Origin of the sequence: Streptomyces sp. M-16 (genome assembly GCF_052114405.1) — a bacterium.
GTDB lineage: Bacteria > Actinomycetota > Actinomycetes > Streptomycetales > Streptomycetaceae > Streptomyces.
This window is the reverse complement of record NZ_JBFRER010000043.1, coordinates 42,541-54,111: the sequence shown is the minus strand read 5'-3', so window position 1 is coordinate 54,111 and position 11,571 is coordinate 42,541. Positions and strand designations below refer to the sequence as shown.

At 72.0% G+C, this 11,571-nt stretch carries 8 protein-coding genes, 1 tRNA gene and 1 pseudogene; 5 read left to right on the top strand and 5 right to left on the bottom strand.

Annotation, left to right across the window (positions count from 1 at the left end):
• Nucleotides 1-207 precede the first annotated feature (207 nt).
• The 3 genes from cysS to AB4039_RS20750 all read left to right on the top strand — a co-directional run bounded on the left by cysS (nucleotide 208) and on the right by AB4039_RS20750 (nucleotide 4,472).
• Complete coding sequence (gene cysS, locus AB4039_RS20760; protein WP_266840686.1) at nucleotides 208-1,611, top strand: cysteine--tRNA ligase; 1,404 nt, start codon at nucleotides 208-210, stop codon at nucleotides 1,609-1,611.
• 113 nt (nucleotides 1,612-1,724) lie between these two features.
• Nucleotides 1,725-2,696 carry a 23S rRNA (guanosine(2251)-2'-O)-methyltransferase RlmB gene (gene rlmB, locus AB4039_RS20755; protein ID WP_266840687.1) on the top strand — a complete coding sequence of 324 codons (972 nt, stop codon included), beginning with the start codon at nucleotides 1,725-1,727 and terminating at the stop codon, nucleotides 2,694-2,696.
• Between the two features lie 201 nt (nucleotides 2,697-2,897).
• The gene (locus tag AB4039_RS20750; RefSeq protein WP_442271452.1) at nucleotides 2,898-4,472 is read left to right on the top strand and encodes a DoxX family membrane protein; all 1,575 of its coding nucleotides are present in this window, start codon (nucleotides 2,898-2,900) and stop codon (nucleotides 4,470-4,472) included.
• Between the two features lie 166 nt (nucleotides 4,473-4,638).
• On the opposite strand, the gene AB4039_RS20745 is transcribed toward AB4039_RS20750, so the two are convergent.
• From AB4039_RS20745 to AB4039_RS20730, 4 genes and pseudogenes are all read right to left on the bottom strand, one after another.
• Nucleotides 4,639-5,427, bottom strand: a complete 789-nt coding sequence (locus AB4039_RS20745; protein WP_266840690.1) for a nucleotidyltransferase family protein — start codon at nucleotides 5,425-5,427, stop codon at nucleotides 4,639-4,641.
• A gap of 53 nt (nucleotides 5,428-5,480) precedes the next feature.
• A complete protein-coding gene (locus AB4039_RS20740; RefSeq protein ID WP_266840692.1) occupies nucleotides 5,481-5,894 on the bottom strand; it encodes a hypothetical protein in 414 nt (137 codons plus the stop codon).
• A 256-nt stretch (nucleotides 5,895-6,150) separates the two neighbouring features.
• On the bottom strand, nucleotides 6,151-7,245 hold the full coding sequence (locus AB4039_RS20735; RefSeq protein ID WP_266840693.1) for an ABC transporter ATP-binding protein: 1,095 nt from the start codon (nucleotides 7,243-7,245) through the stop codon (nucleotides 6,151-6,153).
• A gap of 321 nt (nucleotides 7,246-7,566) precedes the next feature.
• Nucleotides 7,567-8,849 (bottom strand): annotated as a pseudogene (locus AB4039_RS20730) (RNA-guided endonuclease InsQ/TnpB family protein).
• 261 nt (nucleotides 8,850-9,110) lie between these two features.
• Between AB4039_RS20730 and AB4039_RS20725 the strand changes: the two are divergent.
• Nucleotides 9,111-9,183: transfer RNA gene (locus AB4039_RS20725), tRNA-Thr, on the top strand.
• Between the two features lie 86 nt (nucleotides 9,184-9,269).
• Here AB4039_RS20725 and AB4039_RS20720 read toward each other — a convergent pair.
• Nucleotides 9,270-10,649 carry an NAD(P)/FAD-dependent oxidoreductase gene (locus AB4039_RS20720; RefSeq protein ID WP_442271451.1) on the bottom strand — a complete coding sequence of 460 codons (1,380 nt, stop codon included), beginning with the start codon at nucleotides 10,647-10,649 and terminating at the stop codon, nucleotides 9,270-9,272.
• A gap of 174 nt (nucleotides 10,650-10,823) precedes the next feature.
• On the opposite strand from AB4039_RS20720, the gene AB4039_RS20715 reads away from it, so the two are divergent.
• The gene (locus AB4039_RS20715; RefSeq protein ID WP_266840696.1) at nucleotides 10,824-11,558 is read left to right on the top strand and encodes a thioredoxin domain-containing protein; all 735 of its coding nucleotides are present in this window, start codon (nucleotides 10,824-10,826) and stop codon (nucleotides 11,556-11,558) included.
• Nucleotides 11,559-11,571 lie beyond the last annotated feature (13 nt).

Sequence of the window (11,571 nt, the reverse complement as noted above, 5' to 3'; positions counted from 1 at the left end):
CGGCCCGCCGGGCCGGGGCCTCGCGCCCCGGTCGAGGCCGCGCGGCTGCCCGGGGCGCCGCGGGCGGCGGAAGGTGCCGGGCAAGGCGGGTAAACCGCCCGTACGGGACCTCGCGGGGCCCCCGTCCGCGCCTCTTCGCCAACAAACCCGCCCCCGGGTGCCCAAAGGGTCGCGGGGCACTGCTAGAGGCCCACTACCCTGGATGCCGTGACTATTCGCCTGTACGACACCAGCGCCCGGCAGATCCGCGACTTCACCCCGCTCGTTCCGGGCTGCGTCTCGATCTACCTCTGTGGCGCGACCGTGCAGGCCGCCCCGCACATCGGGCACATCAGGTCCTACCTGAACTTCGACGTGATGCGCCGCTGGTTCGCGTACCGCGGCTACGACGTCACCTTCATCCGCAACGTCACCGACATCGACGACAAGATCATCGCGAAGTCCGCCGAGCAGGGCCGCCCGTGGTGGTCCATCGGCTACGACAACGAGCTGGCCTTCAACAACGGTTACGACGCCCTGGGCTGCCTGCGGCCGACCTACGAGCCCCGCGCCACCGGTCACGTCCCCGAGATGGTCGAGATGATGCGCGGGCTCATCGAGCGCGGCCACGCGTACGAGTCCGAGGGCAACGTCTACTTCGACGTGAAGTCCTTCCCCGGCTACCTGTCGCTCTCCCGCCAGGAGCTCGACAACATCCGCCAGCCGGAGTCCACCGGCGAGACCGGCAAGCGCGACCCGCGCGACTTCGCCATGTGGAAGTCCGCCAAGCCCGGCGAGCCCTCCTGGGAGACCCCGTGGGGCCGCGGCCGTCCCGGCTGGCACCTCGAATGCTCCGCCATGGCGCACAAGTACCTCGGCGAGGCCTTCGACATCCACGGCGGCGGCCTGGACCTGATCTTCCCGCACCACGAGAACGAGATCGCCCAGGCCCGCGCCTTCGGCGACGAGTTCGCCACGTACTGGGTGCACAACGCCTGGGTCACCATGTCCGGCGAGAAGATGTCCAAGTCGCTCGGCAACTCGGTCCTCGTCTCCGAGATGGTCAAGCAGTGGCGCCCGATCGTGCTCCGCTACTACCTCGGCACCCCGCACTACCGCTCGATGATCGAGTACAGCGAGGAGGCCCTGCGCGAGGCGGAGTCCGCCTTCGCTCGCATCGAGGGCTTCTACCAGCGCGTCATCGAGAAGGCGGGCGGGCCCGTCGAGGCCGCCGCCGAGGTCCCGCCGGGCTTCGCCGAGGCCATGGACGACGACCTGGGCGTCCCGCAGGCGCTCGCCATCGTCCACACCACGGTCCGCCAGGGCAACAGCGCCCTCGCCGCCGACGACAAGGACGCGGCCATCGCCCGTCTCTCGGAGGTGCGCGCCATGCTGGGCGTCCTCGGCCTGGACCCGCTCGACCCGCACTGGGCCGGCGAGGCGGCCGACCGGGGCGAGGACCTGCACGGCGCCGTCGACACCCTCGTGCGCCTCGTCCTGGAGCAGCGCGAGTCCGCCCGCTCCCGCAAGGACTGGGCCACCGCCGACGCCATCCGCGACCAGCTCCAGCAGTCCGGCCTGGTCATCGAGGACAGCCCCACCGGACCCCGCTGGACCCTCGGCCCGCGCTAGGCGCGTACCACCGACAGGGCCCTCCGGAGCAGTCCGACTGTGCCGCCCGGCCTTCCGGGCGGCACACTCTTCATACGTACATATCGCAGCACCAACGAAAACAGGTAGAGGTCATGGCCGGGAACAGCCAGCGCAGGAACCGCCGCACGTCCAACAAGAAGGGCGCCACGGTCGGCAGCGGTGGCCAGCGGCGCAAGGGCCTGGAAGGCAAGGGCCCCACGCCCAAGGCCGAGGACCGCAAGAAGCACAAGGCCAACCGCATCGCGGGCGCCATGGCCCGCCAGGCCGCCAAGCGCCGCCCGGCCCCGCGCCGCGGTGGCCCCAAGGGCACCAGCGAGATGGTCGTCGGCCGCAACCCGGTCTTCGAGGCGCTGCGCGACGGCGTGCCCGCCACGACCCTCTACGTCCAGCAGTTCATCGACAACGACGAGCGCGTCCGCGAGGCCATCCAGCTCGCCGGCGAGCGCGGCAACATCAACCTGATGGAAGCCCCGCGCCCCGAGCTCGACCGCATGACCAACGGGCTCAACCACCAGGGCCTGGTCCTCCAGGTCCCGCCCTACGAGTACGCGCACCCCGAGGACCTCACCGCCGACGCCTACGACAACGGCGACGACCCGCTGATCGTGGCCCTCGACGGCGTCACCGACCCCCGCAACCTCGGCGCGATCGTCCGCTCCGTCTCCGCCTTCGGCGGCCACGGCGTGGTCATCCCCGAGCGCCGCGCCGCCGGCATGACCGCCGGAGCCTGGAAGACCTCCGCCGGCACCGCCGCCCGCACCCCGGTCTCCCGCGTCACCAACCTGACCCGGGCCCTCCAGGACTACAAGAAGGCCGGTCTGGCCATCGTCGGCCTGGCCGCCGAGGGCGAGCACTCCGTCGCCGACCTCGAAGCGCTCGCCGGTCCCGTCGTCATCGTCGTCGGCTCCGAGGGCAAGGGCCTCGGCCGTCTCGTCGGCGAGAACTGCGACTACCTCGTCCGCATCCCGATGCCGGGCGGCGCCGAGTCGCTCAACGCCGGTGTCGCCGCGGGCGTCGTCCTCTACGAGGCCGCCCGCCGCCGCGCCGAGGCCAGCCGCGTCTGACGGCGCCAGGGCCGGGGCCGGGCACTTCCGACGGCCCCGGGGCAGGGCCCGCCCGCCCCGCCGCTTGATCCACTTGCCTCACGGGGAGTCACTCGTGAGCGTGTCACCCCGCCCGTTCCGGGCGGGGTGACTTGATCTTGACGGGTCTCGGACAGATCCCTGCTGTCAAGGCAGTGTCCTAAACACTGATCACTCGGTTAGATGAGTGTGGACACCAGAACGTCAGGGTTCGACGACCAGCCCGCGCTGAGCATGGTCAAGGTGCCGTGCGACCCCGCACAGGTCATCGTCAACCACGCCAGCTTCCGCGTGCGGCTCGCACCGAGCCCGAGCGCGCGTTCCAAGCCCGCGAATGCCCCCGGCCGCGCGCCCGTACTCGGCGCCGCCGTGGTCGCCGCCGCCGGAGCCACCCGCCGCCGCGCCCCGGTCGTCTGGAGCGGCAAGTCCGCCCCCGGCGACGCCGCGGCCACGGGCGGGCTCCTCCAGGCCGTGCGGGAGGCCGGCCGCGGACACGACGAATACGACGGCGGGGCCACCCAGACCATCCCCCGGGTCGACCTCGCGCACGACCTCGCCGACGACACCCTCGCCACCCCCACCGTCATCGGCCAGCGGACCTACGGCGACCGGGACGAGACCCGCCCGCTGACCGCCGTACGGGACCTGCCCCACCGGCCGCACGACCCGCAGTACCCCCCGCAGTACCCCCAGTACCCCCAGTACCCCGAGTACCCCCAGTACCCCGACACCGACTCCCGGCGCGGTCCCGCCGACCCCCGCGCCCAGGCCTCCTACTACCCCGGCCGCCGGATGAACCTCGGCGTCGTGCTGCTCCCGCTGCGCGTCTTCCTCGGCTTCATCTCCATCTACGCCGGCATGGGCAAGCTGTGCGACCCCGTCTACTTCGACGGCGGCGAACGCGGCTCCATGGTCAGCTGGCTCCACACCCTGCACCCCTGGGCCCTGGCCGAACCCCTGCGCGACTTCGCGCTGGCCCACCCCGTGGGAGCCGGCCTCAGCGTGGCCTTCTTCCAGGTCATCGTCGGCGTCCTGACCGTCTTCGGCCTCTGGCAGCGCTTTGCCGCCTGCATCGGGGCCCTGCTCTCCGCCGCCCTGCTGATGACGGTCAGCTGGAAGACCGTCCCCGCCTACGACGCCCCCGACATCATCTACCTGGCCGCCTGGAGCCCGCTGATCATCGCCGGCGCGCCCGTCTACTCCCTCGACGGCCGCCTCTCCGGAGAGGCCTGGCGCACCCTCGGCCCCCGCGTCGAGCTCTGGCGGCTGCGCCGGCGCGTCCTGCGCCGCGGCGCGGTGATGGCCACCGTCGTCTGCGGGCTCACCCTCCTCATCGGCTCCGTCCTCGGCGGCGCCGTCCGTTCCAGCACCGTCGTCACCGTCCCCGGCCCCGGCCAGGCCCCCAGCAACTACCTCCCCGGCAGCCCGCTGCCCCAGGCCCCCGTCCAGCCATCCGGGCCCGCGGCCAAGCAGCAGCAGCCCTCGAAGCAGGCCGCCACCCCCTCCGCGTCCGCCCCCACCCCCTCCGCCAAGCCCGGCCGCACCGGTACCGGCTCCAGCACCCGGGAGACCGCCGGGACCGGCACCGGTTCCGGGGCCCCCAGCGCCACCAGGAGCGGCGGCAGCGGCCAGACGCCGCGCAGCAGCACCCCGAAGCAGTCCAGCCCGCAGCAGCCGCCGGCCTCCTCCACCGGGAGCCGGGGCGGCGGGGACACTCCGGCCAAGAAGCCCGGCCTCGTCGGCGGCCTCCTCGGCTGACCCCTCCCACCCCGAAGGGCCCGGCACGCCAGCGAGCGCGCCGGGCCCTTCCGCGTCGGGGGCCGCGTACGGGGGCCGCGTACGAGGGCCGCGTCCGGGGGCCGGACGCCGGGGGCCGGCTGCGGGACGGGCGGACGGTGCGGGCGGGCCGCGGCGCGCAGGGGGCTCAGGCGGCGTTCTGCGCCGCCAACTCCCGCGCCGCCTCGGTCAGGTCCTTCGCCGTGTCGATCGCCCGCCAGTAGGCCCCCTGCGGCAGCGGAAAGCCCGCCAGCCGCCGCTCGCGCGCCAGATGCGGGAACGTCGTGCGCTCGTGGTCCCCCAAATCGGGCAGCAGCGCCGTGAATTCGGGGGCGAACACGTACACGCCGGCATTGACCAAATACGGCGACGGCGGCGCCTCGATGAAGTCCAGCACCTGCCCGAACTCGTTCGTCTCCACCACCCCCCACGGGATCCGCGGCCGCGCCAGCGCCAGCGTGGCGGTCGCCCCGCGCTCCTCGTGGAAGGCCGCCATCTCGCGCAGCGGGAACCGCGTCCACACGTCCCCGTTGGTCGCGTACCACGGCCGGTCCCCGTAAGGCAGGTGCCGGGCCGCGTACTTGAGGCCGCCGCCGCGCCCCAGCGGCTCCTCCTCGACCACCGTGGTCACGCGCAGCGGCAGCGGGGCGCGCGCCAGCCACTCCTGGAGCACGTACGCGAGGTGCCCGCAGGAGACGACGACGTCGGTGACCCCCTCCGCCGCCAGCCAGGCCAGCTGGTGCCCGATGATCGGCAGTCCCGTCCCGGGGATCTCGACCATCGGCTTCGGACGGTCGTCCGTATACGGACGCAGCCGCGATCCCTGGCCGCCCGCCAGGACGACCGCCTGGGTGGGCGGGGCCGGGAACGCGGCCGCGCGGTCAATGGGTTGGGAGGAAACGGTAGAGGCGGGAGGTGCGGGGGGAACATCGCTCATGGCCGTCAGCGTAGGGACGGCCCCTGCCCCGGCGGAGGCAGGCGCGGCGGGCGTCAGCCCATCGAGGCGACACCCGAGGCGTACGAGGTGTCGCACACCGGGCGCGCGAACGACTGGGCCTTCGTGGGCCCGTACGCGTCCACGGCGGCCCGGCCCAGGGCCCGCGCGATGCCCACGCAGTGGTCGGCGAGCGAAGGGCGCTTGTCCACCTCCTGCTGGAGGTGGGTCAGGACGTCACCCGGCTCCTCGCCCTGCCGGATTTCACCGAGCAGCCGGTCGCGCAGCACGTCCTGCGCGGCGCGGGGCTTCGCGGGGACGGAGACGTCCTCGGCGGAGGCGGTCAGGATCTGGGAAGGGGAGTTGTCCGCCCAGGGGACCATCGTGACCGCGAGGGTCCCGGACAGGACCAGGACGACGGGCAGGACCAGGGCGAGGGAACGGCCGATTCGGCGGGCAGTGTGGGTCACGAGGGCGAGAGTAGCGTTCGGTGAGGATTTGGCGACATTTAGTCACTCGGTCGGGGGATGGTTCGACGTGGCTTTTCGAATCAAGGGTTGACGGGTGCGGCCGAATGGCCCGGTCTGCCGCGGTTCGTGCCCCCGTCCGCGCGGCTGCCGGTGCCCGGCTCCGTGCCGCCGGCCCGCGCCGCGGTCCACAACTGACGCCGAAGGGGCGCCCCTTGGCGGGACGCCCCTCCTGCGCGTGCGTGCGCGTGGGTGCGCGTCAGTCGGACAGGCGGGCACCGGTGGACGTCGAGAACACGTGGATCTCGTCGGCGCGCGGCACCAGGTGCATCGTCGAGCCCTTCTCCGGGACCTGGCGTCCGCCCACGCGGACCACGATGTCCTGCGGGGTCTTGTCGGTGCCGAGCAGGGCGCTGCCGTAGACGTAGCCGTCGGCGCCCAGTTCCTCGACCACGTTGACGGTGATCGTCAGGCCGCCCGCGTCGCCGACGTCGAAGTGCTCGGGGCGCACGCCCACCGTGACCGTGCGGTCCCCGGCGTCCGCGGCCGCCGACAGCGCCGCGCGGGAGACCGGGACGACGCTCGCGCCGAACTTCACGCCGCCGTCGGTGATCGGGACCTCGACGAGGTTCATGGCGGGGGAGCCGATGAACCCGGCGACGAACAGGTTCGCCGGCCGGTCGTACATGTTGCGCGGGGTGTCGACCTGCTGCAGCAGACCGTCCTTGAGGACCGCCACGCGGTCGCCCATCGTCATGGCCTCGACCTGGTCGTGGGTGACGTAGACGGTGGTGATCCCGAGGTCGCGCTGGAGGGCGGCGATCTGGGTGCGGGTGGACACGCGGAGCTTGGCGTCGAGGTTCGACAGCGGCTCGTCCATGAGGAAGACCTGCGGCTTGCGGACGATGGCGCGGCCCATCGCGACGCGCTGGCGCTGACCGCCGGAGAGCGCCTTGGGCTTGCGGTCGAGGTACTGGGTGAGGTCCAGCATCTTCGCCGCGTCCTCCACCTTGCGGCGGATGGTGGCCTTGTCCTCGCCGGCGATCTTGAGCGCGAAGCCCATGTTGTCGGCGACGGTCATGTGCGGGTACAGCGCGTAGTTCTGGAACACCATCGCGATGTCCCGGTCCTTGGGCGGCAGGTGCGTGACGTCGCGGTCGCCGATGCGGATGGCGCCGCCGTTGACGTCCTCCAGACCCGCGAGCATGCGCAGGGAGGTGGACTTGCCGCAGCCGGAGGGGCCGACGAGGACGAGGAACTCGCCGTCCTCGATCTCCAGCTCCAGCTGGTCGACGGCGGGCTTGTCGCCGCCCGGGTAGAGCCGGGTCGCGCGGTCGAAAGTCACAGAAGCCATGGTGGTGAATCCCTTCTACCGGCAGGAACGTGCCGGACGATCCGAGTGGAAGGTCTAGTCCAGTAAGCGGACTCCGCCCGACGCTACCGGCTGTGAAGCCTCCTGTCAGCAATCTGACGGGCCGGATTGCGGGCCGGGCGGGGCAGAGCACCGGCTTTGGGCCGTGGCACTCCCACGCCTCACTGCCCTCGCGAGCAGTGGTTCCTGTTTCGACGCCCGCCGCCGGCCCGGTGAGACCTTGAGGGTCGCACCTGGTCGGTCCTACACAGGCTCCACAGGCGTTGCGGCCGACGGTCCGTCGGTCCGTACTGCTTCACCTCGCTATGCCGCCGGTACGAGGTCCAGCAGCTCCGAAGCTTTGATCACACTTGGCGGTACCTGCCCCGGAGGCAGGGCCATCGCCGCCGCCCAGTACAGCCGCATCCCTTCGTCCCGGAGGTTCACAGCCGCGTTGGTGTCCCGGTCATGGGTGGCTCCGCACTCCACGCAGGTCCACTCACGGTCCGATACGTCGAGCTTCGCGCCCTTCGAGTGGCAGGCGGAGCAGCGCCGGGTCGACGGGAAGAAGCGGTCAACGATGACCAGCGTCCGCCCGTACCACGCGCACTTGTAATGCAGCTGGCGCAGCAGTTCACCCCAGGCGGCGTCGAGGATCGAACGGTTCAGGGCCGCTTTGCGGCGCCTGTTCCTGCCTGTTGCCGCACGCAGGAGGTTGGCGACGGGTAGGTCTTCCACCACGAGCACTTGGTTCTCGCGCACGAGGCGGGTCGTCAGCTGGTCCAGCTGGTCACGACGGACGTCACCGATCGAGGCGTAGAGGCGGGCGATCCGCTCGCGCGCCTTCCCCCGGTTCTTCGAACCCTTCTGCTTCCGGTGCAGGTCACGCTGGAGGGTCGCGAGCTGCTTCTCGTATTTCGCCAGGAGGCGGGGTGCGGGAGCTTCTCCCCGTCGTCCATCGTCACCAGCGTCGCGAGGCCGGGGTCGAGGCCCACGGCCTTGGGCTCCCGACCGCCCGGAACGAACATCGTGGGCAGCGGGACGACCGCCTCCTCCACCAGTACGGACAGGAAGAACCGGCCGGCTCGGTCCCGGGTGACGTTCAGCTTCACCGGTAACTGGCCCGGGGGAAGGGCGCGCGACCAGCGGATGTCGAGTGGCGCCGTCTGCTTGGCCGGCATGACCGAGGCCGTACCGGGACGGTCCGGGTCTTCGACCCACCGGAAGCCGGTGCGGACGTAGGTCGCCGAGTCCTTCGAGCGGTGTTTGGACTTCCTCCGCGGATACTTCGCCGAGCCCTTGAAGAATCGTGAGAAGGCCGAGTCCAGGTGTCGTAGGGACTGCTGGAGGACCGTGGACGAGGTCTCCTTCAGCCACGCCGTCCCCCGTACGCGCTTCCACCCGGTCAGGGCCCGGCAGGTCTCCGCGTAACCCAGTGAGACCCGGTGGTCCTCCCAGGCCTTCACCCGGAGGGCGAGGCCTTCGTTGTAGACCCAGCGGCAGGCGCCGAAGGTCTGCGTGAGCTGGGCCGCCTGGTCGGCGGTCGGATAGAAACGGAAGCGGTAGGCGCGCTGCTGTTTGCCCGCTTGTCCGATCAGCCCCTTCATCGGCGCCGCGGCCCGCTTCCGGCGCTCGGTCCGGTCGCCCACCCCGAGGAGGTCGCGCTTGATCCGTCGGGCTTCCTCTCCTGTTACTCGGTCCGCCATCTCCCCTCCCATGGTCTGATCTTCAGAACGGCACATCGGTTCGTTCAACGAACGTGTGCGTGAGGGGTTGCGGGGGAGGGTTCAATCTGATGGCTTGGGGAATCGGGCGCTGTGTAGAGTGATGGCGGCTCCACGCGCGGCGGTGTCGCGGGTGGAGGTTGTGCCGCCTTAGCTCAGTTGGTAGAGCGCCCCACTTGTAATGGGAAGGTCGTCGGTTCGATTCCGACAGGCGGCTCCGTCCCAGGTCAGATGGCATCTGATCAAGGGAATTCGTACATAAGCGGAAGGCCCCGGGTGATCACCCGGGGCCTTCCGCGTATCTCAGCCGCGGCCCGAGATGCGGTCGGCGAGGCGGGCCAGGGGAGTCGTCGTGGGGCGGTGGGTGGTCGATTCGTGGCGGTCCGCCTCGCGGTAGGCGGCGTAGAGGGCGTGGACGCCGAGCCAGCGGAAGGGTTCGGGCTCCCAGCGGCGGACGCGGTGGTGGACCCAGGGCAGGGCGGTCAGGTCGGTGCTCTCGCCGAGGACCAGGTCGCGCAGGGTGCGGGCGGCGAGGTTGGCGGTGGCCACGCCGGAGCCGACGTAGCCGCCCGCCCAGCCCAGGCCCGTGGTGGCGTCCAGGGTGACGGTGGCGCACCAGTCGCGGGGGACGCCGAGGACGCCCGACCAGGCGTGGGTGATCTCCGTACCGGTGAGCTGCGGGAAGAAGGAGAAGAGGAGGGAGGACAGGGAGGCGATGGTGGCCGGCTGGGTGCGGCCGTCGTTGTCGGTGCGCGAGCCGAAGCGGTACGGGATGCCGCGGCCGCCGATCGCGATGCGGTCGTCGGCGGTGCGCTGGGCGTACATGTAGGCGTGGGCCATGTCTCCGAGGACGGCCCGGTCCGACCAGCCCAGGGAGTCCCAGGCGGACTGCGGGAGGGGGGCCGTGGCGATCATCGAGGAGTTCATGGGGAGCCAGGTGCGCTTCTGGCCCTTGAGCGCGGCGGTGAACCCCTCGGTGCAGCGCAGGACGTACGGGGCGCGGACCGTGCCGTACGGGGTGACGGCCCGGCGGGGGGCGAGTTCCGTGACGGGGGTGGATTCGTGGATGACCACGCCGAGGCGTTCGCAGGCGGCGGCCAGGCCGCGGACCAGCTTGAGCGGGTGGATGCGGGCTCCGTGCGGGGTCCAGCTGGAGCCGACGGCGTCGGCGACGTCGATGTGGGCGCGGGTGTCGGTGGCGTCGTAGAGGACCCGGTCGCTCTCGCCGAAGCCGAGTTCGGCGGCGTGGAAGGCCTTGAGGCGGGCGAGTTGGGCGGGGGTGCGGGCGACTTCGAGGACTCCGCCGCGGTGGACGTCGGCGTCGATGCCCTCCTTGGCGGCGGTGTCGATGACCTCGGTGACGGTGTCGTTCATGGCGTGCTGGAGGCGGAGGGCGGCCTGGTGGCCGTGGAGGGCGGCGTAGTGGTCGCGTCCGGCGATGCCGTTGTAGAGCCAGCCGCCGTTGCGGCCGGAGGCGCCGTAGCCGCAGAACTTCTGCTCCAGGACGGTGACGCGGAGATCGGGGGCGGCGCGCTTGAGGTAGTAGGCCGTCCACAGGCCGGTGTAGCCGCCGCCGACGATGACGACGTCTGCCGTGGCGTCGGCGGTGAGGGGGGCGCGGGGTGGCTGGTGGGCGGTGGTGTCGGTCGCGTACCAGAAGGAGATACCGCCGTTGATCGTCATGGGGGAGTTGGTACACGGGGTGTTCGAGGGGTGTCCAGGGGCGGGGTGTCGTGTTTCGGAGGGCGTTGGCAGGCCGGATGGCCGATGTGGGGGGTGCGGGGCGTTGCGTAGGGTGTCGAAGGGGGTTTGTCGGTTTTAGGGTTTATGAGTTTTTTATGGAGAGGGTGTCGTCGGGTGATACCGGGTGTACGGAGGGCAGGGCGCGCGGGACGGCTCGTCGCGGCGGCAGCGGCGGCGGCGCTGCTGGGCGGCGCGGTGGCGGGCTGCGGAGCGGGCGGCGGAGCGGCTTCGGACGCGGGGTCGTCGGCTTCGGCGGTCGTGCGGACCAGCCCGATCGCGGACCGGCTGGCGAAGCTGCCCGCCGCCGTGGACGGGGGGAAGGTGGTCGTGGGGCGGCCCGGGGCGCCGCGCACCGTCCAGGTCCTGGTGGATCCGCGGTGCGGGGCCTGCGCGAAGTTCGAGGCGGCGGGCGGGGAGACGCTGCTGAAGCTGGCGGACGAGGGTGGGGTGAGGATCGAGTACCTGCTGGCCTCCTTCCTCGACCGGGGCGGGGCGAGCGGTTCGGTGAAGGCGGTGAACGCGCTGCGGGCGTCGGTGGACGCGGGGAAGTTCGCCGAGTACCACGCGGCGGTCTTCGCGAGCCAGCCGAAGGGGAGGTTCACCGACGAGTTGCTGCTGCGGATCGCCGAGCGGGTGCCGGGGCTGCGCGGGGAGGCCTTCGACCGGGCCGTGGCCGAGGAGACGCACACGGGGTGGGTCGCCGGGGCGGAGGAGGCCTTCGAGGCGACGGGGATGCAGGGGACGCCGGCGGTGCTGGTGGACGGGAAGCCGGTGGGGGCGAAGGACGGGTCGATGTTCGACGCGGCCGGTTTCGCGCGGACCCTCAAGGACGCGGGCGTCGGGGCGTAGCTGCGTAGGGTCG

Bases quoted from the DNA above. Each gene is read 5' to 3' on its own strand.
- AB4039_RS20750 (WP_442271452.1), top strand. From the start codon at position 2,898: ATGAGTGTGGACACCAGAACGTCAGGGTTCGACGACCAGCCCGCGCTG.
- rlmB (WP_266840687.1), top strand. From the start codon at position 1,725: ATGGCCGGGAACAGCCAGCGCAGGAACCGCCGCACGTCCAACAAGAAG.
- AB4039_RS20720 (WP_442271451.1), bottom strand. From the start codon at position 10,649: ATGACGATCAACGGCGGTATCTCCTTCTGGTACGCGACCGACACCACC.
- AB4039_RS20735 (WP_266840693.1), bottom strand. From the start codon at position 7,245: ATGGCTTCTGTGACTTTCGACCGCGCGACCCGGCTCTACCCGGGCGGC.
- AB4039_RS20745 (WP_266840690.1), bottom strand. From the start codon at position 5,427: ATGAGCGATGTTCCCCCCGCACCTCCCGCCTCTACCGTTTCCTCCCAA.